Source organism: Vibrio sp. 99-70-13A1 (assembly GCF_013114625.1).
Lineage (GTDB): Bacteria > Pseudomonadota > Gammaproteobacteria > Enterobacterales > Vibrionaceae > Vibrio.
The window spans coordinates 40,254-65,301 of sequence record NZ_VTXD01000031.1; the positions used below are offsets into that span (position 1 = coordinate 40,254).

At 40.4% G+C, this 25,048-nt stretch carries 23 protein-coding genes; 11 read left to right on the plus strand and 12 right to left on the minus strand.

Annotation, left to right across the window (positions count from 1 at the left end; all coding sequences use genetic code 11):
- Window positions 1–11 precede the first annotated feature (11 nt).
- The 3 genes from cydC to trxB form a co-directional block, all read right to left on the minus strand.
- Complete coding sequence (gene cydC / locus F0226_RS17325; RefSeq protein ID WP_171736819.1) at window positions 12–1,733, minus strand: cysteine/glutathione ABC transporter ATP-binding protein/permease CydC; 1,722 nt, start codon at window positions 1,731–1,733, stop codon at window positions 12–14.
- Window positions 1,726–3,510 (minus strand): cysteine/glutathione ABC transporter permease/ATP-binding protein CydD, encoded by a 1,785-nt coding sequence (gene cydD, locus F0226_RS17330; RefSeq protein WP_171736820.1) that lies wholly within the window; start codon window positions 3,508–3,510, stop codon window positions 1,726–1,728. The genes cydC and cydD overlap by 8 nt, the downstream gene beginning before the upstream one ends.
- A gap of 136 nt (window positions 3,511–3,646) precedes the next feature.
- Window positions 3,647–4,606 carry a thioredoxin-disulfide reductase gene (gene trxB / locus F0226_RS17335; RefSeq protein ID WP_171736821.1) on the minus strand — a complete coding sequence of 320 codons (960 nt, stop codon included), beginning with the start codon at window positions 4,604–4,606 and terminating at the stop codon, window positions 3,647–3,649.
- A 412-nt stretch (window positions 4,607–5,018) separates the two neighbouring features.
- Between trxB and F0226_RS17340 the strand changes: the two genes are divergently transcribed.
- The 3 genes from F0226_RS17340 to F0226_RS17350 all read left to right on the plus strand — a co-directional run bounded on the left by F0226_RS17340 (window position 5,019) and on the right by F0226_RS17350 (window position 7,633).
- On the plus strand, window positions 5,019–5,405 hold the full coding sequence (locus F0226_RS17340; RefSeq protein WP_171736822.1) for a DUF6575 domain-containing protein: 387 nt from the start codon (window positions 5,019–5,021) through the stop codon (window positions 5,403–5,405).
- Window positions 5,406–5,760: 355 nt separating this feature from the next.
- Window positions 5,761–6,417: a 2OG-Fe dioxygenase family protein gene (locus F0226_RS17345; protein WP_171736837.1), complete on the plus strand. Its 657-nt coding sequence runs from the start codon at window positions 5,761–5,763 to the stop codon at window positions 6,415–6,417.
- Window positions 6,401–7,633 (plus strand): cysteine desulfurase-like protein, encoded by a 1,233-nt coding sequence (locus tag F0226_RS17350; RefSeq protein WP_171736823.1) that lies wholly within the window; start codon window positions 6,401–6,403, stop codon window positions 7,631–7,633. The genes F0226_RS17345 and F0226_RS17350 overlap by 17 nt, the downstream gene beginning before the upstream one ends.
- 49 nt (window positions 7,634–7,682) lie before the next feature.
- Here F0226_RS17350 and F0226_RS17355 read toward each other — a convergent pair whose 3' ends face one another.
- Both F0226_RS17355 and F0226_RS17360 read right to left on the minus strand, forming a co-directional pair.
- Window positions 7,683–8,030: a c-type cytochrome gene (locus tag F0226_RS17355; protein WP_171736824.1), complete on the minus strand. Its 348-nt coding sequence runs from the start codon at window positions 8,028–8,030 to the stop codon at window positions 7,683–7,685.
- A gap of 230 nt (window positions 8,031–8,260) precedes the next feature.
- A complete protein-coding gene (locus tag F0226_RS17360; RefSeq protein ID WP_171736825.1) occupies window positions 8,261–9,085 on the minus strand; it encodes a DUF2797 domain-containing protein in 825 nt (274 codons plus the stop codon).
- A 312-nt stretch (window positions 9,086–9,397) separates the two neighbouring features.
- On the opposite strand from F0226_RS17360, the gene F0226_RS17365 reads away from it, so the two are divergent.
- Window positions 9,398–10,693 carry a GGDEF domain-containing protein gene (locus F0226_RS17365; RefSeq protein WP_171736826.1) on the plus strand — a complete coding sequence of 432 codons (1,296 nt, stop codon included), beginning with the start codon at window positions 9,398–9,400 and terminating at the stop codon, window positions 10,691–10,693.
- A 247-nt stretch (window positions 10,694–10,940) separates the two neighbouring features.
- Here the strand turns inward: F0226_RS17365 and F0226_RS17370 are convergent, their stop codons facing one another.
- Window positions 10,941–12,311 (minus strand): DASS family sodium-coupled anion symporter, encoded by a 1,371-nt coding sequence (locus F0226_RS17370; RefSeq protein ID WP_171736827.1) that lies wholly within the window; start codon window positions 12,309–12,311, stop codon window positions 10,941–10,943.
- Window positions 12,312–12,498: 187 nt separating this feature from the next.
- The gene (locus F0226_RS17375; protein WP_171736838.1) at window positions 12,499–13,185 is read right to left on the minus strand and encodes an ElyC/SanA/YdcF family protein; all 687 of its coding nucleotides are present in this window, start codon (window positions 13,183–13,185) and stop codon (window positions 12,499–12,501) included.
- A 674-nt stretch (window positions 13,186–13,859) separates the two neighbouring features.
- Here F0226_RS17375 and F0226_RS17380 point away from each other — a divergent pair.
- The 7 genes from F0226_RS17380 (at window position 13,860) to F0226_RS17410 (ending at window position 18,701) form a co-directional block, all read left to right on the plus strand.
- A complete protein-coding gene (locus F0226_RS17380; protein ID WP_171736828.1) occupies window positions 13,860–14,183 on the plus strand; it encodes a hypothetical protein in 324 nt (107 codons plus the stop codon).
- Window positions 14,184–14,577: 394 nt separating this feature from the next.
- Window positions 14,578–16,506 (plus strand): threonine--tRNA ligase, encoded by a 1,929-nt coding sequence (gene thrS, locus F0226_RS17385; RefSeq protein ID WP_137373116.1) that lies wholly within the window; start codon window positions 14,578–14,580, stop codon window positions 16,504–16,506.
- A gap of 2 nt (window positions 16,507–16,508) precedes the next feature.
- A complete protein-coding gene (infC, locus tag F0226_RS17390) occupies window positions 16,509–17,060 on the plus strand; it encodes a translation initiation factor IF-3 (protein ID WP_102403379.1) in 552 nt (183 codons plus the stop codon).
- Between the two features lie 109 nt (window positions 17,061–17,169).
- Window positions 17,170–17,364 (plus strand): 50S ribosomal protein L35, encoded by a 195-nt coding sequence (rpmI, locus tag F0226_RS17395; RefSeq protein WP_004738430.1) that lies wholly within the window; start codon window positions 17,170–17,172, stop codon window positions 17,362–17,364.
- A gap of 42 nt (window positions 17,365–17,406) precedes the next feature.
- Complete coding sequence (gene rplT / locus F0226_RS17400; protein ID WP_004733517.1) at window positions 17,407–17,760, plus strand: 50S ribosomal protein L20; 354 nt, start codon at window positions 17,407–17,409, stop codon at window positions 17,758–17,760.
- 178 nt (window positions 17,761–17,938) lie between these two features.
- Entirely contained in the window at window positions 17,939–18,259 is a 321-nt protein-coding gene (gene yqfB / locus F0226_RS17405) for a N(4)-acetylcytidine aminohydrolase (RefSeq protein ID WP_171736829.1), read from the plus strand.
- A 4-nt stretch (window positions 18,260–18,263) separates the two neighbouring features.
- Window positions 18,264–18,701 carry a hypothetical protein gene (locus F0226_RS17410; protein WP_171736830.1) on the plus strand — a complete coding sequence of 146 codons (438 nt, stop codon included), beginning with the start codon at window positions 18,264–18,266 and terminating at the stop codon, window positions 18,699–18,701.
- Between the two features lie 88 nt (window positions 18,702–18,789).
- On the opposite strand, the gene F0226_RS17415 is transcribed toward F0226_RS17410, so the two are convergent.
- The 5 genes from F0226_RS17415 to F0226_RS17435 form a co-directional block, all read right to left on the minus strand.
- Window positions 18,790–20,028: a leucine-rich repeat-containing protein kinase family protein gene (locus F0226_RS17415; RefSeq protein WP_171736831.1), complete on the minus strand. Its 1,239-nt coding sequence runs from the start codon at window positions 20,026–20,028 to the stop codon at window positions 18,790–18,792.
- A gap of 204 nt (window positions 20,029–20,232) precedes the next feature.
- Complete coding sequence (locus tag F0226_RS17420) at window positions 20,233–22,002, minus strand: transporter (protein WP_171736832.1); 1,770 nt, start codon at window positions 22,000–22,002, stop codon at window positions 20,233–20,235.
- An 819-nt stretch (window positions 22,003–22,821) separates the two neighbouring features.
- On the minus strand, window positions 22,822–23,448 hold the full coding sequence (locus F0226_RS17425; RefSeq protein ID WP_171736833.1) for a bifunctional 4-hydroxy-2-oxoglutarate aldolase/2-dehydro-3-deoxy-phosphogluconate aldolase: 627 nt from the start codon (window positions 23,446–23,448) through the stop codon (window positions 22,822–22,824).
- 72 nt (window positions 23,449–23,520) lie between these two features.
- Complete coding sequence (locus F0226_RS17430; protein ID WP_171736834.1) at window positions 23,521–24,453, minus strand: sugar kinase; 933 nt, start codon at window positions 24,451–24,453, stop codon at window positions 23,521–23,523.
- A 34-nt stretch (window positions 24,454–24,487) separates the two neighbouring features.
- Window positions 24,488–24,823 (minus strand): cupin domain-containing protein, encoded by a 336-nt coding sequence (locus tag F0226_RS17435; RefSeq protein WP_137373122.1) that lies wholly within the window; start codon window positions 24,821–24,823, stop codon window positions 24,488–24,490.
- Between the last annotated feature and the right edge of the window lie 225 nt (window positions 24,824–25,048).

The window sequence follows — 25,048 nt, forward strand, 5'->3', positions numbered from 1 at the left end:
AATTATATTGCCTACAAAGCTTGGTGCAGCTGGTGGTATCGTCCTTTTTCAGCTAATAGCTGAGTGTGCGAACCCTGCTCAATAATAGCGCCTTGCTCTATTAGAACAATTGAATCCATTTTTGAGAGTCCAACTAAACGGTGTGTAATAAATATAACCGTTTTACCTTCAAAGTGTTCTTCGAAGAGTGACATGATACTGCTCTCAGTCTGCTTATCTAATCCTTCAGTCGGCTCATCTAACAATAGAATTGGTGCGTTATGCAAAATTGCGCGGGCGATACCAATTCGACGTTTTTCACCACCAGAAAGTTGTCTGCCGCCATCACCTAACCATGCATCTAATGCTGTATCATCCAGTAATTTCTCAAGCCCAACCTTAGTGAGTAGCTCGTTCAATTCTATATCTGAGGCATCAGGCTTCGCGATTAGTAAATTATCACGCAGTGAACCGTTCAGAATATCGACACGTTGACTCACAACACTGATTGAATCTCTTAACTGCTTCTCACTCCACAGTTTTAACGAAGAGCCAGCAATAGAAATATCACCGTTTTTCGGGTCCCAGTAACGAGTCAGTAACTGGATTAATGTTGATTTACCTGAGCCTGTTTGTCCTACAATCGCCATCTTACTTTTTGCTGGTATAGACAGTTCAACTTTCGAAAGAACATTATGTTCAGAGTCTGGATAGCTGAACGTCACATCAGAAAAACGGATATCTAATTCTGATGATAGTGAAGCCGCTTGTTCTGGAAACTCAACGTCTGGTTTTGTCAAAATAACTTCATTTAATCGCTTAGCTGAAGACAGTGTTTGACCTAGGTATTGGAAAGCGCCTGCAATTGGCATTAATAACTCGAAACTTGCCATAGTTGCGAACGCCATTAAAGCGATAAATGGGTCTGGCGCATTGCCACCAACACCATCAGCGGATAACCAAAGGATCAGTACCAGTGTCCAACCGTTAAGCAGCATTAATAGCGCAGAAGCGAGCCCAGTTAAGTTGGCGTTAACATATTGGTTGCTCATCAACTTTTGCTGAGAAACTAAGATTGCATTACGGTAACGTTCTTCTGCACCAAACAGGGTGAGTTCACTGTAGCCTTCAATCCAATCTAGCGTCGTGATTCGTAAGTTCGCTTTGTTTTGGGTGAGTTGCCCGCCGTTACGTTGTCCTAACTTGTAAAAAAGCACCGGCCAAACCGCAAGGAGAACAACTAAAATTCCCCCAAGTAGTAGACCTAATGAGCTGTCAAACCACATTAAAAATGAAGTTAAGCAAAGAATTCCAAGGACACCAACGGTGACAGGGCTAACAAGTCTTAGGTAGACATGATCCATTGCATCGACATCGGCGACTAAGCGATTTAACAAATCGGCATCACGTAGATTGGATATGCGTCCAGGGATTAACGGAGTCAGCTTCTGGAAGAAGAAAATTCTAAGATCGGTTAGTAGCTTGAATGTAGCATTGTGGCTAACCACACGCTCACCCCAGCGACCGGCGGTTCGGCTCATTGCAAGCCCACGGACACCGCCTCCGGGTAACATGTAGTTGAATGTTTCACGTGCGATGGTGAGACCAGCTACTGCTGATGCGGAAATAAACCAACCAGATAAAGTCAGCAAACCGATTGAGGCAGAAAGCGTAGCAAATGCCAGTAGCATGCCTAGCGATAAGCCAAACCAGTGTTTTTTGTAGAGTTTAAGGTAAGGCAGTAAATCACGCATCTAAATTACCCTCATGGTTATGTTGAGCTAAATTCGCGCTGAGCATTTCTTCAAATAAACCACCAGCTTGAGACAGTTGCTGATAATTGCCTTCTTCAAGCAACTCTCCGTTTTGCATGACAAGGATTTTGTCGACGGCTTTAAGAGGTTCGAGTTGATGGGTCACCAGTAATGCTGTTTTTCCATCAATATTAGAATTGATGCCTTGCATAACCAGTTGCTCACTGCGAGCGTCTAAACTTGCTGTCGGTTCATCCAATAGCCAAAACTGTCCGTTTTGAATCATTGCACGAGCGAGTGCTAGACGTTGAGATTGACCGACGGATAAACCACCTGAACGATCTGAAATCATGTATTCAAGACCGTGTTGGTTGACGAATTCATCAGCGTGAGATTGCGACAGTGCTTGCTGGATATCAGATTCGGAAATTTCTGGTTTACCTAGTGTGACATTGTCTCTAATACTTCCATGCAGAAGTAATGGGTTTTGACCAACCCAGCTGATTTGTTTTCGCCATGAAGCCAAATCAAGCTCTCGTAACTCTATCCCATTGATCTTTAAACTACCTTCATAGGGCATAAAACCTAAAATAGCATTGATCAAGCTGGTTTTACCTGCACCACTAGGACCAACCAATGCAGTTGATTGTGTAGAGTCTAAAGTAAATGAAATTGGACCGACAAGCTCAACACCTTCCGGGCTGATTACTTTCAGATCGCTAGCTTCAACCGAGATACTGTTAGGAGATGCCAAATCAATATCGCCTGACTTAACTTTAGTAATATCAGTATCTAAAAATTCCACAATGCTTTCAGCTGCACCAACGGCTTGCTGTTTTGCATGATAGAAGGTGCCCAAATCTCTTAGAGGTTGATAAAACTCAGGAGCCAAAATTAATATAAATAAGCCAGCGAATAGAGTGACACCCACACCATAGTGACCAAAGTTAAGTTCACCAATATAACTAAAACCGAAATAAACAGCAGTCATTGCTATTGAGAGCGAAGTGAAGAACTCAAGAACAGCGGATGATAAGAAAGCAATTTTCAAAACATCCATTGTACGGGTTCTGAATACTTCAGATGCACCGCGTAGGACTTCGGTTTCTGCATCTGCTCGGTTGAACAGGCGAATCGTCGTCATTGATTGCAACCGATCGTAAAAATGACCAGATAAACGTTGCAATGCTTTGAAGTTTTTACGGTTAGCATCGGCCGCCTTCATTCCCACAAGTGCCATAAACATTGGAACAAGAGGAGCGGTGAGAAGGAAGATTAAACCTGCAGCCCAGTTAATTGGGAAAACAACCACTAAAATGATGAACGGGATAAAAACCGAGAGGGACATTTGAGGGAGATAACGAGAGAAGAAATCTTGCATGTCTTCAACTTGTTCTAAAAGCAAAGTTGCCCAGCTACCAGCGGGTTTACCTTTGATGTAGGCAGGCCCCAACTCTCTGAGTTTGTCTAAGATCAGTTGTCTTATATAGATTCGTATTTGCTCACCACATCGGTAACCAGCAATTTCTCGTCCCCAAGTACAGCCCGCTCGTCCAACAACTGAAAGTGCTAAACCAATAAAATGCATGACAAGTTCGGACTTATCGACATTTTCAATAATGAGCTGATGAAGAATAGAGGCAAGTAGGGCAGCTTGTACCAGCAAAAATATGCTTGAAAGTACGCCAAGGCCAATAGCAATCATAAGCCAGCGCTTAGCTAACTTACTTTGCTGTTTAAGCCACTTATTCAAGGTGCGTTGTTTTGTCTTATCCATTATGAAGGCTTAATGATAATTATTCTTAGGTTTGAAGTCGGGTAGTATACAAAAGAAAGCCCAGTGGATATACCACTGGGCTGTATGGATTTATGACAATTTTGGATAATTGTTACATAAACATGAATTCGATTTTTTATTTATCCGTCAGTGCGTCAAGAAATCGTTCTGCATCAAGAGCAGCCATGCAGCCAGTACCAGCTGAAGTAATGGCTTGGCGATAGTTATGATCCATAACATCACCAGCAGCGAATACACCTTCAACACTAGTCTGTGTTGCGTTACCTTCTAAGCCTGATTGAACAATGATGTAATCATCTTTCATTTCTAACTGACCTTTGAAGATAGCAGTATTTGGTTGGTGACCAATAGCAATAAACGCGCCCATAACTTCAATATCTTCAGTTTTATCAGACTGAGTATCCTTAATGCGTACTGCTGTAACGCCCATGTCGTCACCCAGCACTTCATCTAAAGTTCGATCTGTATGAAGAATGATATTGCCATTATCTACTTTATCCATGAGACGCTTGATTAAGATCTTTTCAGCACGGAAAGTATCGCGGCGGTGAACTAAATGAACTTCAGATGCGATATTAGAAAGATAAAGTGCCTCTTCAACAGCCGTGTTACCACCACCTACAACTGCAACTTTTTGATTGCGGTAAAAGAAACCATCGCAAGTCGCACATGCTGAAACGCCACGTCCTTTAAATGCTTCTTCTGACTCTAAACCTAGATACTTTGCAGAAGCACCAGTAGATATAATCAATGCATCACAAGTGAACTCACCAGCATCGCCTTTTAATCTAAATGGACGCTGAGACAAATCCACTTCATTGATATGGTCGAATAGAATTTCAGTTTCAAAACGTTCGGCATGCTCTTTCATGCGTTCCATTAAATCAGGACCAGTTAAGCCTTCTGCGTCTCCTGGCCAGTTTTCTACTTCAGTTGTTGTGGTTAATTGACCACCTTGCTGCATACCAGTCACAAGCACTGGATTTAAATTAGCGCGTGCTGCATAAACAGCAGCAGTATAGCCGGCAGGACCAGAACCAAGAATTAATAAATTACAATGCTTTACGTCGCTCATGAGGACTCCAAACTTGAATACGTTTTTATTTTTTATAGCCTAGGATTGTATGGAAAATATGGAGGCAATAAAAGTTTAAACAAGACCTCGATTGTAATTAATGGTTATAGGTTAGAACGTAAGGTGATTTTTATGAGCCTAAACACATCGAGGAGTTGTTTTTTATCAATGGTTTAGCTGATAGTACTCACTGTATATATACATATAAAGGTTCATTTCGTTAATCTCTGCCACCATTTTGTCATCACTATTTATTGAAAGTCTTGATTAAGCAGGCTCCATGTTCAACGATTTTTTCTGGCGTCTTTTAAGTTTCTAATAGACGTTAAAATAACTGTATATAAAAACAGTATTTCAATGTAAGCTTAAATCTAATGTTTGATAGGCAAAGTCATAAACATGAGGAACAAGTATGAACTTACTCCCGACAGGAACACAGCTAGGAAAGTTAGAGCTACTTGAAATATATGAAGATTTTTTAGGACCTAAGTGCTTTTCAGTAAAAAATGAACACACTCAAAGGTATTTGGTGTATTGGAGTGGGGATTATGATGAAGGTACTTGCATTAAATGGGCTTACATACCTGTCACTAAGCCTTTGTTGGCAAGTTTATTAAATAACAAAGTGAGCTTTCATGATGCCTTTCACCAAGCTGCTGAGTTATATATTGCTTCAATTTATTCAGATGGAGTAGGGAAATCTGCGAAGGTAGAACGGGTAAACGGTATGAATAGACACTTGGTAAATTTGCCCCCGATAAACTACATAATTGAACCTGAAGAAGCTTGTATGATTTAGCTAAAGTCGAATTCACTAGTTTTTCGTGCTTTGTATTGGCTGTAAATGACGCTTGGTTAACGTAAATGGCTTTGTGAGTATTGGCAACAATGGGGATTCATTTAACCAAAATAATCTACTGCAATAATTGATATTGCTAATTAATTATACTGAAGTAGTGAAGTGTTCTGGATTTTGATGTCGCCTAACTTTCAGCCTGGAGAGAGTGACTGGTTTTTTGATGATATTCGGCTATTAATGTTGTTTTAACTGTAAAAGTGAAATTTTGAGCTGTGTAATCTTGTTTTGGTGGAGTTATTGCGTATCCTTTTTATGTAAATCAAATGTTAAAATGACAATCATTAAGGAGTCGATGATGTTACATGCTCGCGAAAATACCTTACATATCACACACCTAAGTAACCATGCTATAGAGGAACTTTCACCTTCATTTTCTCAGCTTCCAAGTACTGAACATGCTGATGGTAAATACCGCTTACGCCGATATTCTGTTGTCCGTTTTTGTGAAGGTAAAGTCGTAGAGCAGAATAAACATAACTTTGTCCAATCAGATGACATTAACCATTTTCAAGGCAACGTTGTTAGGCAATTTGAAGCTATTGAGCCGCAAATCCTTAACGGTGTGGGTATGCAAGAAATGTGTGCGCTGTTTACCCAAAGTAATGAATTGCAAGATGGTCAAGAAATTGAAATACATCAAATGCGTATTTCAGCCATTTATGAAGAAACTCAAGTTGCACCAGAGGGTGTACACCAAGATGGCTTTGATCATATAGCTTTAGTCGGTATCTCTCGACATAACATCGTTGGGGGAGAAATCATGTTGTATCAAGATTATAACGAAGCTCCGTTTTTTAGAAAAATACTGAATAACGGTGAAGTGGCGATTCTAGCGGATAGTAAACTATGGCATAACGCTCAACCTATTCGAACCGTACAATATGATGAGGCTGGTCATATGGATGTATTTGTACTTACGGCAAAGGATGCTCGAAATGCACTTCAATCTTAATGAAATTCGCCAACAATTTAGCGCTTTAGGTCAGTATCACAATAATAAGCCAGTGACCTTTTTTGATGGTCCGGGTGGTTCTCAAGTGCCTGAATCAGTCCTTTCTTCTATGACTGAATATTTGGGACACTTCAATGCTAATTTAGGTGGTCATTATTTCTCAAGCCAGAAAACAACAAGCCTAATGCAGCACGCTAGAGAATCTGCGCAAGCCTTATTGAATGCTGAGTCTTCAGGGAATATTGTATTTGGTGCGAATATGACGTCTCTTACTTTCCAGCTAAGTCGTACAATCAGTCGAGATTGGTCGGAAGGGGATGAAGTGATTGTCACGGCTCTTGATCATTACTCTAATGTATCGAGTTGGAAACAAGCAGCAGAAGATAAAGGTGTTATCGTTCATCAAGTGCGTGTTGATGAACGCGATTGCAGCCTAGATATGGAACATTTTGAATCTTTACTTAGTTCCAAGACTAAGTTGGTCGCAGTGACGTTTGCATCTAATACAACAGGTTCAATTGTTGACGTAGAGAAGGTAGTTAAACTGGCTCACGATGTTGGTGCCCAGGTGTATGTTGATGCGGTTCATTACGCTCCGCATCATTTAGTTGATGTGCAGAAATTGAATTGTGATTTTTTAGTTTGTTCGGCGTATAAATTTTTCGGTCCTCATATCGGAATTGCGTATATTGCTCCTCAGTGGTTGCACACTTTAAATCCCTACAAGGTTGAACCCGCAACCAATGTTGGACCTGGCAGGTTTGAAACCGGCACTCAAAGTTTTGAAGCGCTTGCTGGGTTGGTTGCTGCTATCGAGTACCTGGCGCAATTAGGTGATGCAAATGCATCACTGAGAAGAAGGTTAGAGCAAAGCTATAAATTGTATAATCAGCATGAATCTAAGCTAAGTGAATACTTTTTGACTCGCTTAACTGAGCTTGACGGTGTGACGTTATATGGTCGTACAGAGCATAATTCTGATTGTCGAACTCCCACTTTCGCGATTACATTTCCTAAGCACTCAACGGAGTACATAGCTCGTGCTTTAGGTGAGCATAATATATGTGTTTGGAATGGGCATTTTTATGCATTAGGTCTTGTACGTCAGCTAAATATTGAAGAGCAAGGTGTCGTCAGAATTGGCTGCATGCACTACAACTCAATTGAAGAAATTGATCTGCTATTTAATGTACTAGAAGGGATAACTAGAAGTTAACTCTTTTTCAATAATGATTAAATTAATGACGATCTTTGGGTCGTCATTTTTATTTATTGCTATCACTACTTTCTGAATCTACTTTTGATAGATATAAAGCGATGAGCTTGATTTCTTCAACGGTATACTCATCAATGACCAGCTCCATCAAAGGGTATAAGCCACTTTTTCGTGTTTTATTAGAAAATGCGAGTAACTGATTCACTAAATATTCTTCACTTTGTCCATTAATTTTAGGGTAAGTAGAAATTAAGGGCTCTGATCCTGTTGAACCATGGCAATTTACGCAGCCACCTTTTTCTTGCATTGTATAGAGTTGTTTCCCTAGTTCGAAGTTGCTTGTGGCATAACAGCATAATGAGAATAGAGATAAGCATATAAAGATGAAGATCTTCATAAGGACTCCTTTTATCGTATGTAATGATTAACTAATGTTAGCAGTTAAGCATTCTTATGCATAATATGAGTGGTGGTAAATTACTATGAAGTCTCATTTGCTAAGATAAAATTACTTAGGCGTTACACGGTTCAAGAAGTGAAATTGATGGGAAAGAGTTAAGGAACTTCAGCGTGTCCACGCATGATGGTAAACACGCTGAATTAAACTTATCCTTAAGGCAATAACATTTAAGCCGACACCTCAACTTCGTAAGAGCTAAATTTACGAATATTGATAACCCCAGTATCTAAGATTAGGTACTGACCTTTTATACCTTGTAGTATTCCGGTTACTTCAGGGTTCTTATCAAAATTATGAGAAGTGATTTTCACAGGGTGTTGCTCTACTGGGTAGCTTAATGGCGTGATGTTTTCACTTAAAACTTCTACTGCATCATCCCCATGTTTTGCTTTTACTTCTGAAATAGTATCTTCTACTAATGGCAAAAGTTCCTTAGCTCGTTCGACTAATTCAATATCGTCCCCATCGCCTTTTAGTAGTGTTCTCCAGTTGGTTTTGTCTGCTATATGCTTCGCTAGCTCAATCTCAATCAAACCAGAGATATGACGAGTTTTTACTTTCAGAATAGGCAAACCCTGAGTGGCGCCTTGATCTATCCAGCGCGTTGGGATTTGAGTATGGCGAGTGATGCCTACTTTTAAACTAGAGGTATTCGATAGGTACACAAAGTGATCTACCATGCAGTTATCTTCACCCCATTGAGGTTCACGGCATGTGCCTTCTTCATAGTGACAAGTTTCAGGCTTCATTATGCACATGTCGCAGCTCGCCAGTTTTCGCATACATACGAAGCAGTGACCTTGAGAATAACTTTTCTTGGTTTTCTTACCACAAGCGCTACAAAAAATGTTGCCTGTATGGGTAAGAGTAATGGATTGACCGATGAGTGGATTCAGCTCCACAAATTCATTCCCTACAGGTAGGCGGTAAGAGACGGTACCATCAAGAGAAGCACTCATTTTTTTGAGTGTCCCTGTTGCTAATAAAGACATGACATTACTCGAAATAATTATATTTACGCCCAGAACCCTACATTCGTTCGATGCTTAATAGTTGCTGAGCTAGTTTGTTCAGTATATCAAACCGTTGAGGCTTTTTGCTTTAGTTATCTGCCGTTAGGAGGATTTAGTGTGTTTATAGCCATTAATTTGATACGTGTACGAGCTCTTATATTTTAGTGTATGACATATTAAAAAACTCGTGATATAAAGTTAATGATAATAGACTGAATAAAAGTAAGTTCATTGGTTTTATTCGATTCAGTCACATAATAATTAACTTAATATTTTCAGGAAGCTACAACCGTGAAATGGTCACATAAAATAGTCATATTTTTAGTGGTATCGACGCTCGCAGCCGTTCAGTACTATAGGCTTAATGGCAATACCGTTTTAACTGCGGTCAACCCTGATGAGTATGCATTTGTTGCAACATCCGACCGAATAGATCGTGGAAAAAGCACTTCCAAATTATCTATAGAAGATGGCTTATATACGTTAACCTGTGAGCTGGTTAAGTCGGAGTACCCTTGGCCGTATTGTGGGCTGTCTATCCATATCAATCCAGACCCCTCTATTGGTTTGGATCTGTCTCGCTATCATACTTTTCGCGTTAATATTGATTACATCACAGATGAAAAATCGAGTGGGCGATTACGCACATATTTACGTAACTATAACCCTGCTTACTCCACTTTAGATGATGAATACACTCATAAATACAACGGTATGGAGTTTTCCCCTGGCGTAAGCCAAGGAGTGCTTGAAATCCCGATAGCCAATTTGCAAGTTATGACATGGTGGTTGGCGGATAATGATATTGCTATGGAATACTCTGCCCCTGAATACAGTAATGTGAATAAGGTTGAATTTGCTACGGGCTCTGGAGCAAAACTTGGGACACATAAAATCATTATTCGCAGTATTGAGTTTGAAGGCTCATACATAGCCGCCGACAACTTTTTCTTGCTGTTACTGGGCGTTTGGGTCAGTACTGGCGTTATATTCATTATTGTTGAGTTAAATCGTTCCCGTAAAGCAGTTGCCAAAGCTGAAAGGCGGCACCTACACCTTAAGCATGTGAATCAAGTACTTCGTGAACAAAATTTTGAATATTCAGAGTTGGCTCACCGCGATGAATTGACCGGTACTTTGAACCGACACGCGGTGCGAGATTGGCTAAAATTACAAGCTCAACAGGTAAAAGCAGGGCAAGGGCAGTTGGTCATGCTCTACTTCGATATCGATTATTTTAAGCAGATTAATGATAAATATGGTCACCAAATGGGTGATGATATTTTGCGTGAGTTTAGTATGGTGATGGGGAGCGGAATTAACCAAACCGACAAACTGGTTCGCTGGGGAGGGGAGGAGTTTATTATATTTTGTCCGGAAACGAGTTTAAGTGAGGGGCAAAATAAAGCAGAGAGAATTCGGCATTTAGTTGCTCAGCATTTGTGGGTTCACGGTGACAGCATGACGTGTAGTGTTGGAGTGGCAGCGATGAGGCATGAACGAGTGACAGAGACGATTGCTCGAGCGGATGAGGCTTTATATCAAGCTAAACATTTAGGCAGGAATAAGGTTGTTACCAGTTATTAAGCTCACGTTTATCATTCTCATGTTTTATTGAGAATAAAAAAAGGTGGCGTAAGCCACCAAAAGGGAAACTGTTGGAAAGGTGTATTCAAATCATCGGGGGAGAAGCTTTGATGTTTCCAGCAGAGTAGTGCTCGTTAACGCCGTCGGTTAAACGGCGTTTTAATGTTATCTATGATTTAGTTTAAGGCATCAGCCATAGATAGATGGCTATCTATATCTAGCTCTATACCACTCTATGGCTTAAGTCTTACCAGAAGATCCACGCGAATAAAGTAAGTACCAAGATACAAACCACATTAAGAACCATACCTACTCGCATCATCTCATTTTGCTTGATATGACCTGATGCAAAAACAATGGCATTGGGTGGTGTCGCGACTGGGAGCATAAAGGCGCATGATGCAGCAACTGCAATAAGAGCTGAAAGGATCACAGGAGACATCCCTAAAGCTTCTGCTATTGTTGCGAATACAGGGACAAGTAACGCAGCGCTTGCGGTATTACTTGCAAATTCTGTTAAGAAAACGACAAACGCAACGACGGCTAAAATAGTCAGCAATATTCCTGCTTGCTCTAAAAATCCGCTTAATGAATGCGCCAAGAAAACACTGGTTCCAGTCGCCTTCAGAATGTTACTTAGGCAAATACCACCACCAAACAGAATTAGCACACCCCAGTCTGTGGTTTTTTCAATGTCTTTCCATTCAACAGCTCTAGAGGCACCAAGTAGTACAATAGCGCCAATAGCGACCAGGCTATCAAACTTAGAGAACCCACCAATCATGGCGTTAATCGGTTTTCCGAAAATCCAGAGCGTGACGGTGAGTAAGAAAATTGAAAGCGTGATTTTTTTGCTGTTTGTCCATTCGACTGGTTTGTGGTCTAGCTCAAAAGTATGGTTTAGCTGAGGCTTCGTCATTGCATAAAGGATGAACATCGCAATCGGCATTAAGACTAAAGATATAGGTAATCCTAGCGCCATCCATTCCGTAAAGCTTAAGCCTACTTCTGCAGCTGCAATAGCATTGGGTGGGCTACCGACTAAGGTTGCGATACCACCAATTGAAGCACAATAAGCGATGCCTAACAGAACAAACACATAAGTATTTCTGTTTTCTCTTTGATCGACTTTGCTCATCACACCAAGTACTAGAGGCAACATCATTGCGGTAGTTGCGGTATTCGATATCCACATAGAAAGCCCAGCACTTACACCAAATAGCATGAAAATGGCAACGGACATTTTACCTTTAGCTATGATCAGTACCTTATCGGCAATGGCTTTATCTAATTCTTGTTTATTCAACGCGGCAGCGAGAGCAAAGCCACCCAAGAATAAGAAGATGATAGGGTTCGAAAAGTTTGACAGTGCCGCTGATGTATTGAAAACACCGAATAGGACAGCAAGTAACGGAACAAGTAAGGCGGTGATACTGACATGTATGGCTTCTGTTAACCATAAAACAGCAACGAACACCAAAATACTTAGTCCCGTATTGACACTAGATTCAAAGGGTAATGTGGTTAAAAGAATGGTAAACAAGAGTATGTTACCGATTAAAATCATGCTGTTTCGGGTAAACAGCCAGTGCTTCAGTGTGGTGACCAATGCCGTCATAAGACGCTCCTTTTTCTAGACCTCGTTCTGCCTTTACAGCTTATTATTGACGAGGTCGACCATGGTTAACTTTATGTAGGGTGTGAATTTGTTGAAAGAATGTTACTTAGGTTAAGGAGTGTGTGTTGGTGTGTTTTAAATGGAAGGTGAGAAAGTGTGAAGCGACAAATTTAAAATGTATAGGAATCTACACATCTACTTTTAAAGAAAGCTCAGATGCGGGTGGTTTAGCTTGAATTGGTTCTTTAGGACCCAAAAATTTAGGCATGGTACCAATGATGTATAAGTCTAAAAATGCTTTACTTCGTGCGAAAACTTCTCTTAAACGAATAGTTATACCTGAATGCTTTGTCGGGCCCGAGACCGCTAAACATTGCGCATTTATATCAAATGAGTGAGCAATAAAGAGGGCGCGTTCACAATGAAACTTTTGAGTAATGATTAAAAAGTTATCCGTATCAAAAATTTCTTTAGCTCGAACAATAGAATCTAATGTCCTGAAACCAGCATAATCTAAGTTTATACGTTCTTCAGGTACCCCTGCTTTTAATAAGTCACGTTTCATTGTCCATGGTTCATTGTATGAACGATGGGCATTATCGCCACTAAGTAAAAACTGATGGATCTTGTTTTGTTCAAATAAAGCGATAGCTGCATCTATACGGTGGGAGTAATATTCATTGAGAGTTCGACCCAAGTATTTACTGGTGCCTAATACCACAGCGACTTCTCGCTCCGGAACCGATTCCAAAGACATGATAATGCGTCCTTTCGCCTGCCAAGAAACCCAGAGATCAATAGCCGTAATAGCGAAAACCATGGTAAGCAACAAAATACCAAACACCACCGAAAGCTCACGAATTTTCGCGCGCATTCTTAATAGAGGGGAGAAGTCGTTAGGCTTAAATGATTTCACTCTTTGAAAATCCTTATCGAGTCGTCATGGTAAATAGGAAATGGCTATTATAAGAATCGAATTGTCGTTGTTAAAGGCCTAATAACAGTTACATCCTTTTCTGAAGTAACTTTTCAAGCTGATGGGCTTGCCGTGAATCCTAACGCTAAACATTCAGCATTGGTGGGTTAGGGCGCTACCGCTTTGGTCGCTGATGACTGCAGTTAACGCAGCACAAGAAGCTTTTGGCGATGATGACGAACCGTTTGATGCTGAGACTGAACTGAAAACGCATGTTAAGTCGTTTATTTGGTAAAGAAAACGCTCGTCGCCGTTCTTCGTTAATGAATGCTTATAACACGGTATTTAGAATTAAAGACTGAACACTATTAAATCTGTTTATCTATGGAACGAAAGTCAATCCTGAATATATGGACATATGGTGATCTAGATGTTCAATTTGGACCGCATGAAGAAGCTCCTACTTACAATATGAGTCTTATGGTGTATTTTTTTCCGTTGGTTATTTAACATCAGGAGAGTTTGCAACTCTTATCAATACTTTTGAACAGGCAGCTCTGATTACGGGGGATTAGATACTTCTCATCCAGGGGCGGGAGCTGATTCTTGGAATCCATATTAAGGATGGTTTAATGAAAAAATTAATATTCATTTTGTTAACTTGTACTCTATTTGGTTGCTATGATCGTGGGTATGGACCATCCATTGTAAATAGTTCAAGTAGTGAAAAAACAGTAATTATTAATTATGAAAGTAAAGAGAGTTTAAAGAGAACACTTAAAAAGTGTGGGGTAATATTAAGTGGAAGAGAGTTCGATCCTGTAGAGTCCATTATAGTGGACGGGCTTACTTATGACACAAGATCTCTTGATAAGAAAAGTGATAGAACTATTATAGTTCAGATATTTGATGAGACAGTCTTATTTCTTAATTCAAACAGGTGTTTAGCACCATAAGTATTACTAAAAAGATTTACGGTGTGTATCGCCAATACTACTGATTTTTTGTTATTGGATTTAAACTGAGCACTGGAATATGTTCTAGTGCTCATAAATAGCTCGCAGGTTTCCTCTCTAATGCTAGTTTATGAGTAGATTAATCAGTGATCTACATTTTACATACTACTTAAAGATGGCACTCTTCCTCAGCCTAGTGTTTATTACATTATTGTCATTTCATGTTAATTCGTTACAATGCCCTTGGAATAAATGAGGATGCATCTGTATTTGTACCTGAATTTGTACCAATTCTTACATATATCCCCATCAAGTTATCTAACTTGTTGAATTAAATATATTAAATAATTTTCATGTGTTGCTTGGTGTGCAACACCACTGTAAAGGACAAATAATGCCAATTATTACTCTTCCTGACGGCAGTCAGCGTCAATTTGACAACCCTGTATCAACTCTAGATGTTGCCCTATCAATCGGTCCTGGTCTTGCGAAAGCAACCATTGCTGGTCGTGTAGACGGCGAGCGCGTTGATGCTTGTGATCTTATCGAAAACGATGCAAGCCTAGAAATCATCACAGCTAAAGATGAAGTTGATGGTCTTGAGATCGTTCGTCACTCTTGTGCTCACCTTTTAGGTCACGCGATTAAGCAGCTTTTTCCAGAAGCGAAAATGGCGATCGGTCCTACCATCGATAACGGTTTCTACTACGATATCGACCTTGAGCACTCTCTAACGCAAGAAGATCTAGAAAAGATTGAAAAGCGTATGAAAGAGCTAGCGAAGACCAAGTATCAGGTTGTTAAGAAGAAAGTTAGCTGGCAGGAAGCGCGTGACGCATTCGAAGCTCGCGGCGAGACTTACAAAATCGAAATCTTGGATGAAAACGTTTCTAAAGACGATCGTCCAGGTTTGTACCACCATGAAGAATACATCGATATGTGTCGTGGTCCACACGTTCCACATATGGGTTTCTGCCAACACTTCACTCTACTTAACGTAGCGGGTGCTTACTGGCGTGGTAATAGTGACAATAAGATGCTTCAACGTATCTACGGCACTGCATTCCACGATAAAAAAGCGCTTAAAGCTCACTTAGTGCGTTTAGAAGAAGCAGCTAAGCGTGATCACCGTAAAATCGGTAAGCACTTAGACTTATTCCATATGCAGCAAGAAGCTCCTGGCATGGTGTTCTGGCATCACAACGGTTGGACTATCTTCCGTGAGTTAGAAGTATTTATTCGTCAGAAGCTGACTGAGTACGATTACCAAGAAGTAAAAGGTCCATTAATGATGGACCGTGTGCTTTGGGAGCGTTCTGGTCACTGGGATAAATACGCTGAAGCGATGTTTACAACTTCTTCAGAGAACCGTGAATACGCTATCAAGCCAATGAACTGCCCTGGTCACGTTCAAATCTTTAACCAAGGCTTGAAATCTTACCGTGATCTACCGCTACGTATGGCTGAGTTCGGCTCATGTCACCGTAACGAGCCGTCAGGTGCACTTCACGGTATCATGCGTGTTCGTGGCTTCACTCAAGATGATGCACACGTATTCTGTACTGAAGACCAAGTTCAACAAGAAGTTAAAGCTTGTATTGAAATGGTTTACGATACTTACACAACTTTCGGTTTCGAAAACATTGTTGTTAAGCTATCTACTCGTCCAGAACAACGCGTAGGTTCAGACGAAATGTGGGACCGTGCAGAGGCTGATCTTAAGCAAGCGCTTGAGGCGATGGAGATTGCATACGAGATTCAGGAAGGCGAGGGTGCGTTCTACGGACCTAAGATTGAATTTACTTTGCATGATTGTTTGGACCGTGCATGGCAATGTGGTACAGTGCAGCTCGATTTTGCATTACCAGAGCGTTTAGGTGCAACTTACGTAGGTGAAGATAACGAGCGTCACACGCCAGTTATGATCCACCGCGCGATTTTAGGTTCACTTGAGCGTTTCATCGGTATTCTTATTGAAGAATATGCTGGCTTCTTCCCAACGTGGTTGGCGCCAGAACAAGCAGTTGTGATGGGCATTACAGACAAACAGTCTGAATATGTACAAGAAATTACGAAAAAACTGCAAAAAAGTGGATTTAGAGTCAAAGCAGACTTGAGAAATGAGAAGATTGGCTTTAAAATCCGCGAACATACTTTGAAACGTGTACCGTTCATGCTTGTGTGTGGTGACCAAGAAATGGAAGCCGGCGAAATTGCAGTACGTACACGTAAAGGTAAAGACCTTGGCAAATTTAAAGTGGATGACTTTATTTCATACATCCAAGCCGAGGTTTCAAGCCGTAAGCTCAATCTGGAGGAATAGCTATTAAAGGCGGAAGACGTGGCCAACAACCGGCCAAACAAAACCAGCACCGTTTAAACGGTGACATTCGTGGCGTTCGAGAAGTACGTCTAACTGGCGCTGACGGCGAAGCTGTTGGTGTGGTTTCAATTGCGGAAGCACTTGAAGCAGCTAATGAAGCTGGTATGGATCTCGTAGAGATCAGCCCTAACGCCGAGCCGCCAGTTTGTCGTGTGATGGACTACGGTAAGTTCCTCTTCGAGAAGAGCAAAGCTGCGAAAGAGCAGAAAAAGAAGCAAAAACAGGTTCAGATTAAGGAAATAAAATTCCGCCCTGGAACTGATATTGGAGACTATCAGGTAAAACTACGCAACCTGACAGGTTTCCTAGAAGACGGCAACAAAGTGAAGGTAACAATTCGCTTCCGTGGCCGTGAAATGGCCCACCAGAGCATCGGTGTTGACGTTCTTAATCGTTTGAAAGCGGATACTGAAGAATTTGCAGTAGTCGAATCTTTCCCAACGAGAATAGAAGGTCGCCAGATGATCATGGTATTGGCGCCGAAGAAGAAGTAATTAAAGGCTTCACAAGTAATAATAGCGCCACTGCTGTTTTACAGCGGTGGCGTTTTATTCGCCCTAATTACTATGTTATTAACAACTCAACAATGCGGAGTTATTCATCATGCCTAAGATGAAAACCAACAAAGGTGCTGCTAAGCGTTTCCAGAAAACTGCTGGTGGTATTAAGTTTAAGCACGCTGGTAAACGTCACATCCTGACTAAGCGTACTACTAAGAACAAGCGTCAGCTACGTCCGAACTCGATTCTTCCTAAATGTGAAGTTGCTCAAGTTCTACGTATGATGCCATACGCTTAATTCTTTTTAGTTTATAAATTCGTTTAGTTTAGGAGAAGCATAATGCCTCGCGTAAAACGTGGTGTACAAGCTCGTGCACGTCATAAGAAAGTTCTAAAACAAGCTAAAGGTTACTACGGAGCACGTTCACGTGTTTACCGCGTAGCTTTCCAAGCAGTTACCAAAGCTGGTCAATACGCTTACCGTGACCGTCGCAACAAGAAACGTCAATTCCGTCAACTTTGGATTGCACGTATCAACGCGGCATCTCGTCAAAATGGTCTATCTTACAGCCGTTTCATCAACGGTCTTAAGAAAGCATCTATCGAGATCGATCGTAAGATTCTTGCTGACATCGCAGTATTTGACAAGGCTGCATTTGCAGTACTAGTTGAAAAAGCGAAAGCTTCTCTTTAATTAGAGACTCTCTTTGAGAGCAATGCTTACAAGGTATAAGTGAAAGGAGAGCTTCGGCTCTCCTTTTTTGTTTTCTAAATTCTAGCCTACTTTGATGATGTCAAGCCGCCACATTATCTTCCTACTTTCCCAATATCTGTTAATCTTCAATAAACTTAATTATTGAATGGTTTACCCAATGACAATCCCAACTACGATGACGTTCTTTGAGCGTTTTGAAAAAGATATCCTTTCTGGTGTAAAAACAATCACTATTCGTGATGAGTCTGAAAATAACTACGCACCAAGTTCTATCGTTAAAGTATCCACACTTGAGAGTGGTCGTGAATTTTGTTCATTAAAAATCCTTAGTGTTACTCCTATCTTGTTTAGTGAGCTAAATGACTTTCATGCTCAGCAAGAGAACATGACGTTAGAGGAGCTGAAGTCTGTAATTCAAGATATTTACCCAGGCATCAGTGAATTGTATGTCGTGTCATACGAGGTGGTTTCAGAGTAAAGTGATGAGCACATCAATGGCAATACACAGGCAGTTGTACTTGCGAGAGCAGAGCAATCAATCGTTAATCGAACTAAATGATTTAGAGACTGTTTCGATTGAGTTAAAAGAGTTTAATTTGTGGGTTAAGTCAAAGCGAAAGCTGACGCTCAGTAACATAGAGGGTAGAACGTGGGTTAAAACCTGCTCTGGTGGGTATATCACTGAATTAACATTTTTTGAAGACGGAAACCTAATTGAAAATAGGTTGTTTGACCGTTTTGAAACGAAAGGTCAGTGGAATTTGGTTGATGGATTGTTAAAAGTAACGATTTTTAAGGGTAATAATCGTTATGACTTTACTGTGATAGGGAATCATGATGTCAATATTCATTCTGCAATCGAGTATAAAAATAATGAGCTACATTCTTACCTTAAATTGATGCAGATAGAGCAGCCGTAGTGGCATTGTTCAACGTAATAAAAAAGCTAACAATGAATTGTTAGCTTTTTAGGTTTATCACAGGTTTGATTAATCAGAGCTTTCTTAACTAGCTCGTAAGTTTTTTCAAGCTGGCATATACTGTGCTGTCTATATCTTTAATACAGCAAACACTAAGCAAGTCATCAATGAAGTATTTCAATGCACGACCTTCTATCTGCTTAATTTTTTCTTGTTGATCTTGATTGAGATAACCGTAGATTGAAGCTGCCCCAAAATCCCCAAAGATCATGTTGTTCTGCTTATCGACTAAAACATTATGCGCGTATAAATCACCGTGGCAGACCTTATTTGCATGTAGATGTTCAAATACGTCGATCATTTGCTGAACAATTAAATCAATTTGTTGAATCGTAAGACTAAAGTCATTGTTAAACGTATCTCTAGTACAACTAGCAAGGCTTGGTGGTAATCCAAGGTTGTAATAATTATTAGGGATAAGCTCCATGACCAGCGCTAGATAATTATCTTCATTCACCTGAGCAATCGACTTGATTAGGCTAGGGTGTTGACCTGCTTGTAAGCATGCTTCTAATTCATCCTGAGGGTAACCATCACTCGTTACCTCACCTTTAAATACTTTAACCGCTACTTCTTTAGGGAAAGGGAATTGCTTATTCTCCCAAGTAGCATGGGAAATGACGCCTGATGCCCCTTGTCCTAATACATGGTTTAGCACGTAACTACTAGAAGGTACTTTAGGGATACTTGCATCGTCCACTTCATGCTGACAGAAAGGGTTACCAGAGAATGCCAGCCAAGCTAATTTAGGTAAAGAGAGCAGTAATTCTGGAAAGGTGCTTAACTGATTGGCAGATAAACGCAGTAATTCAAGATTATTAAGACCAATCATTGAGCTAGGCAACTCTTGGATTTGATTTCCTGCTAACGCCAGTTTCTGCAGTCGAGGTCTTTGACCAAGTGAGTTTGGTAAAATTTCAATTTCATTATCAGTCAAAATTAACCAGCGCAGTCTTTCTGGAAGTGAAGTTTCGCTGACCTGCTTAATCTTATTGCTCTTGAAACCTACCATTTCGAGCATTGGCAACTGACCGAGTACATCGGGCAGGTGAGTGAAATGATTGTTTGACGCAAAAATTATACGAAGATGGGTTAGCTGAGCAAGTTCACTTGGCAGTTCGTTCAATTGATTGTTAGAGAGATCTAGGATTTCCAGTGTATCGGCTAATTCGAGTATCTCCACAGGAAACTCTGTCAGTTCTTCTGATAGTGCTAGTCGAGTTATCCCTTTGAGCTGACCTGAACGAAGCTGTTCTAATGTTTGCAAACCTAAACCTTCTACATTGAATTATGGAAAGCGTAGTTTACTTATCTGATAAGGAAATGCGAGGTTTAGTCTACATTCAAGGCATAAATATAGGTGTGGTTGTAAGAAAATAAAAGGCATAAAAAAGCCCATATTATGCGAAATAGTATGGGCTAAATCTTTAGTTTGAATTCAAAAATGAATCTTGTTTCTTACTGAATCAACTTACTTTGCAGTTGCTTGGTCATCTAATCTATTTGGTGACGATTTTGCAGCATTAACAAGTAAGATGCCCACAGTCAGTACCATTGAACCACATAATAGGAACAACAAGCGTCCTGTTGGTTCGTTTGGAATCAGAGCCATCGCTAGGATACCGAAACCTGCTGTGCTGATAAGTTTACCAAGCATTGAACGCTGTTTAGTATCTAGGTTTTGTTGCTCTTCACCTTCTGCTACTAACGGCGTGTTCCAGTTAGTAAATAGTTGATCCACTTCTTTCTCACGCTCAGGCGTTAAGCCTTTGTAGAATCGAGAAGTTAGGATGAAGTAACCACCAGTGAACACAACATGAGCCGCTAAGCTTAGACCAACTTTTAAGTCACTCCATTCACGTCCTGTTAGTGCCGTCTCTAGACCAAATAGGTTTTCAATATCTTCTGCCTGAAGTGAAATACCAAAGATGTACGAAACAACACCACCAACAACAAGAGTTGACCAACCTGACCAATCTGGTGTCTTGCGAATCCACATACCAAGTAGTACAGGAATAAGCATTGGGAAGCCAATTAACGCACCTACGTTCATTACGATATCGAACAAGCTCAAGTGACGTAGTGAGTTGATGAACAAACCAATCGCTATGATGATGATACCCATCATGATAGTGGTTAGCTTACTTACGATAACCAGTTCTTTCTGAGTCGCATTTTGGCGAAGAATCGGGCTGTAGAAGTTCATTACAAAGATGCCAGCGTTACGGTTCAAACCTGAATCCATAGAAGACATTGTTGCAGCGAACATTGCTGACATAAGAAGACCAACCATACCTGCTGGCATTACGTTCTGTACGAATGCTAGGTAAGCAGCATCACCCGCTTTATCACCCATTGAAGCGTACTCCAATGCGAAATCAGGCATGAATGCACTTACGTACCAAGGTGGTAGGAACCAAATCAGCGGGCCAACAACCATAAGGATACATGCTAGACCTGCCGCTTTACGTGCGTTTTCACTGTCTTTCGCACATAGGTAACGGTAAGCGTTGATGCTGTTGTTCATTACACCGAACTGTTTCACAAAGATGAACACAACCCAAAGTACGAAGATGCTCATGTAATTTAGGTTGTTACCCAACATGAAGTCGCCGTCGAAGTTAGCAACGATGTTAGTTAAGCCGCCACCATGGAAATAAGCTGCAACCGCACAAGTAATGGTTACCGCCATGATAACAAGCATTTGCATGAAGTCAGAAGCAACAACCGCCCAAGAGCCGCCCGTTACTGCCATCAATACTAGAACCATACCCGTTACCACAATGGTTGCTTCCATTGGGATGTTGAATACCGCTGCTACGAAAATAGCCAAACCATTTAGCCAGATACCTGCAGAGATAAGGCTGTCAGGCATACCTGCCCATGTGAAGAACTGTTCAGACGTTTTACCAAAGCGCTGACGAATCGCTTCGATTGCCGTTACTACGCGAAGTTGGCGGAACTTTGGAGCGAAGTACATGTAGTTCATGAAGTAGCCAAATGCATTGGCCAAGAATAGGATTACAATAACGAAGCCGTCATTGAACGCGCGTCCTGCGGCACCTGTAAACGTCCATGCTGAAAATTGTGTCATGAAGGCGGTTGCACCAACCATCCACCACAACATTTTACCTCCTCCTCTAAAGTAATCACTTGTAGAGGTGGTGAACTTACGGAACATCCAACCAATAGCGATTAAAAAGAAAAAGTAGGCAAGAACAACGAAAGTATCAATAGTCATTTTTTTCAGCCTTTAAAGTTTGATAATTAACTGACACCTAGAATACTCCTTTTGAATTCTTATTTGTACTACAATATGCCTTTATCGTGATCTGATTCTCATGTTTATTCGTCAAATAAATCATTGTTATTAAATGTGTTTCTAATTATTTCTTAAGAAACAAGTCGTTACATTAAGCATATTCACCAAGACTTTTAATTGTATTTAAGGATTATGGTAGTACAAATGAAATGGAGATTTTGTATGCATTGTAATGGTTCAATGATCTCATGCCTTAATTTTCACATAGTCGAAACCTAAATAAGCTGGGGGGAATGATATTCTCTACCTACGCTTATCTGTTAAATCGGTATTCACAGCCATCTCCGTAGTGTTACAAGCTTATTTACCATTCGATGGCTATTTTGGAGAAGGAAATCAACAGAACTCTCATAGCAAACTAAACATCGCAGTATAATGTAATTAGACTTATCTACTTACAACCTTTGATTAGATAAACACTATTAGAATTAACTTGCTACGTAGTGAGAACTGAGCAAACTTAAGTAAGAGTAAGAGTAAGAGTAAGAGTAAGAGTAAGAGTAAGAGTAAGAGTAAGAGTAAGAGTAAGAGTAAGAGTAAGAGTAAGAGTAAGAGTAAGAGTAAGAGAGAGAAAGGTCAGGTTGGGGAGTGATTAAAGTGAAGATTGCTATCAACCCCAAAGAAAGAAATAAACATTATTTTGAAAACAAATGAGTTTCGAAATAGAAGTTTAGATAAATAGAAAAGCCCCACACTTATATAAGCATGGGGCTTTAAAATAGGGCTCAGTATTAATGATTAGCCATTAACGTGAGAAACTGCATCTTTAACTAGTGCGCCTAGTTCGTCCCATTTACCTTCATCAATAAGGTTAGTTGGAACCATCCAAGTACCACCACACGCAAGTACTGAAGGGATAGATAGGTATTCATCTACATTCTTCAAGCTTACGCCACCAGTAGGCATGAATTTAACAGGGTAAACCGCTGTTAGTGCTTTCAACATACCAGTACCGCCTGAAGGCTCAGCCGGGAAGAACTTCAACGTACGAAGGCCCATTTCCATTGCTTGTTCAACAAGGCTTGGGTTGTTAACACCAGGTACGATAGCAACACCTTTGTCGATACAGTACTGAACAGTGCGAGGGTTGAAACCTGGGCTTACAATGAAATCAACACCAGCATCGATAGATGCATCAACTTGCTCGTTAGTCAGTACAGTACCAGAACCGATTAACATATCTGGGAATTCTTTACGCATGATACGAATCGCTTCGATTGCGCACTCAGTACGTAGAGTGATTTCAGCACAAGGCATACCGTTTTCAACAAGTGCTTTACCAAGTGGGATAGCATCTTCAGCACGGTTAATCGCGATTACAGGGATTACTTTCAGGTTTGCTAGTTGTTCATTTAATGTAGTCATGAATTCTTTCTCACGTTAATTATAGGCTCGCCAGTTTAAAGCAAACCCTTGATTAATAAATAAAGCTCGTAATTATAAAGACAAATCAGGCGTTGCATCTAGAGGGATGATAGCACCTTGGTGTTGAATTACCGTCCCAGCCACAATATGACCTGCAAAAGCAGCGTCACGTGCGTTACCACCAGATAGGCGTTTTGCTAAGAAACCAGCGCTGAATGAATCACCAGCGGCAGTCGTATCTACAATATTATCTACAGGATTTGGAGCAACGTACTGAGCGTTTTGGTCTTCAACAACTAAACAATCTTTAGCACCACGTTTAATGATGATCTCTTTAACGCCTGCTTCCGATGTTCTAGCAATACATTCTTCAATGGTTTCGTCACCGTAAAGCTCTTGTTCGTCATCAAATGTTAATAAAGCAGTATCAGTGAACTTGAGCATTTTCAAGTACCAAGAAATAGCGTCTTGCTGACATTCCCAAAGTTTTGGTCGGTAGTTATTGTCGAAAAATACCTGACCACCTTGAACTTTGAATTTCTTTAAGAAGCTAAATAATTGAGTACGACCGTTTTCTGTCAGAATGGCAAGAGTGATACCACTTAAGTAAACCGCATCAAAAGAGAAAAGCTTATCAAGTAGAGCAGGGGTATCAGGTTGGTCAAACATGAACTTAGCTGCCGCGTCATTACGCCAGTAATGGAAACTACGCTCACCAGTATCATCGGTCTCGATGTAATAAAGCCCTGGTTGTTTATTGTCTAACTGAGCAATTAAGCTTGTGTCGATGCCTTCTGCATTCCATTTTTCCAGCATATCTACACTGAATGGGTCTGTACCTAAAGCTGTCACATAGCTAGTTTTAATGCTTTGTTCTTTAGTTAAGCGTGATAGGTAAAGTGCTGTATTTAGCGTATCACCACCAAAACTTTGCTTAAGCCCATCTTGTTTCTTTTGTAGCTCAACCATGCACTCGCCAATGACCGCGATGTTTAATGATTTCATATGCTTACCTTAGCAACTGAGGTTGCGCTATTGGTTATTTAAGGAAATCTTCACGAGCAGGGTTGAAGATATCAAGAAGGATGCTGTCTTGCTCTAGTGCAACAGCACCGTGCATCATGTGTTTACGAGCAAAGTAAGCATCGCCTTCTTTTAGTACTCGTTTTTCACCTTCAATCTCAGCTTCAAAACTACCACGAACAACGTAACCGATTTGGTCATGAATTTCGTGAGTGTGAGGGTGACCAATAGCGCCTTTATCAAAACATAGGTGTACAGCCATTAGGTCATCAGTGTAAGCAACAATTTTACGCTTAATACCGCCGCCCAATTCTTCCCATGGATTTTCGTTCAACATAAAGAAAGCATTCATTGTAAATCTCCTAAACTGTTTTAAATTTTTCATATAACTCAAGATACAAATATCATAGAGCAATATGTTTATTTGTAATACAATATATCCAAATTTATGTGATGAGGATCAAGTGATATTTATTTGTGGCTAAATAAATCAATGACTTATCTGTGTATTTTAAATTTCAATTCACTTTCTCTATCAATGGTTTATAAGGTTTTATGCTGTCTCTTATACACATCT

Excerpts from the sequence above, each read along its gene's own strand:
- cydC (WP_171736819.1), bottom strand. The coding sequence starts at position 1,733 with ATGCGTGATTTACTGCCTTACCTTAAACTCTACAAAAAACACTGGTTT.
- cydD (WP_171736820.1), bottom strand. The coding sequence starts at position 3,510 with ATGGATAAGACAAAACAACGCACCTTGAATAAGTGGCTTAAACAGCAA.
- trxB (WP_171736821.1), bottom strand. The coding sequence starts at position 4,606 with ATGAGCGACGTAAAGCATTGTAATTTATTAATTCTTGGTTCTGGTCCT.
- F0226_RS17340 (WP_171736822.1), top strand. The coding sequence starts at position 5,019 with ATGAACTTACTCCCGACAGGAACACAGCTAGGAAAGTTAGAGCTACTT.
- F0226_RS17345 (WP_171736837.1), top strand. The coding sequence starts at position 5,761 with ATGTTACATGCTCGCGAAAATACCTTACATATCACACACCTAAGTAAC.
- F0226_RS17350 (WP_171736823.1), top strand. The coding sequence starts at position 6,401 with ATGCACTTCAATCTTAATGAAATTCGCCAACAATTTAGCGCTTTAGGT.
- F0226_RS17355 (WP_171736824.1), bottom strand. The coding sequence starts at position 8,030 with ATGAAGATCTTCATCTTTATATGCTTATCTCTATTCTCATTATGCTGT.
- F0226_RS17360 (WP_171736825.1), bottom strand. The coding sequence starts at position 9,085 with ATGTCTTTATTAGCAACAGGGACACTCAAAAAAATGAGTGCTTCTCTT.
- F0226_RS17370 (WP_171736827.1), bottom strand. The coding sequence starts at position 12,311 with ATGACGGCATTGGTCACCACACTGAAGCACTGGCTGTTTACCCGAAAC.
- F0226_RS17375 (WP_171736838.1), bottom strand. The coding sequence starts at position 13,185 with ATGCGCGCGAAAATTCGTGAGCTTTCGGTGGTGTTTGGTATTTTGTTG.
- F0226_RS17380 (WP_171736828.1), top strand. The coding sequence starts at position 13,860 with ATGAAAAAATTAATATTCATTTTGTTAACTTGTACTCTATTTGGTTGC.
- thrS (WP_137373116.1), top strand. The coding sequence starts at position 14,578 with ATGCCAATTATTACTCTTCCTGACGGCAGTCAGCGTCAATTTGACAAC.
- rpmI (WP_004738430.1), top strand. The coding sequence starts at position 17,170 with ATGCCTAAGATGAAAACCAACAAAGGTGCTGCTAAGCGTTTCCAGAAA.
- rplT (WP_004733517.1), top strand. The coding sequence starts at position 17,407 with ATGCCTCGCGTAAAACGTGGTGTACAAGCTCGTGCACGTCATAAGAAA.
- yqfB (WP_171736829.1), top strand. The coding sequence starts at position 17,939 with ATGACAATCCCAACTACGATGACGTTCTTTGAGCGTTTTGAAAAAGAT.
- F0226_RS17410 (WP_171736830.1), top strand. The coding sequence starts at position 18,264 with ATGAGCACATCAATGGCAATACACAGGCAGTTGTACTTGCGAGAGCAG.
- F0226_RS17420 (WP_171736832.1), bottom strand. The coding sequence starts at position 22,002 with ATGACTATTGATACTTTCGTTGTTCTTGCCTACTTTTTCTTTTTAATC.
- F0226_RS17425 (WP_171736833.1), bottom strand. The coding sequence starts at position 23,448 with ATGACTACATTAAATGAACAACTAGCAAACCTGAAAGTAATCCCTGTA.
- F0226_RS17430 (WP_171736834.1), bottom strand. The coding sequence starts at position 24,453 with ATGAAATCATTAAACATCGCGGTCATTGGCGAGTGCATGGTTGAGCTA.
- F0226_RS17435 (WP_137373122.1), bottom strand. The coding sequence starts at position 24,823 with ATGAATGCTTTCTTTATGTTGAACGAAAATCCATGGGAAGAATTGGGC.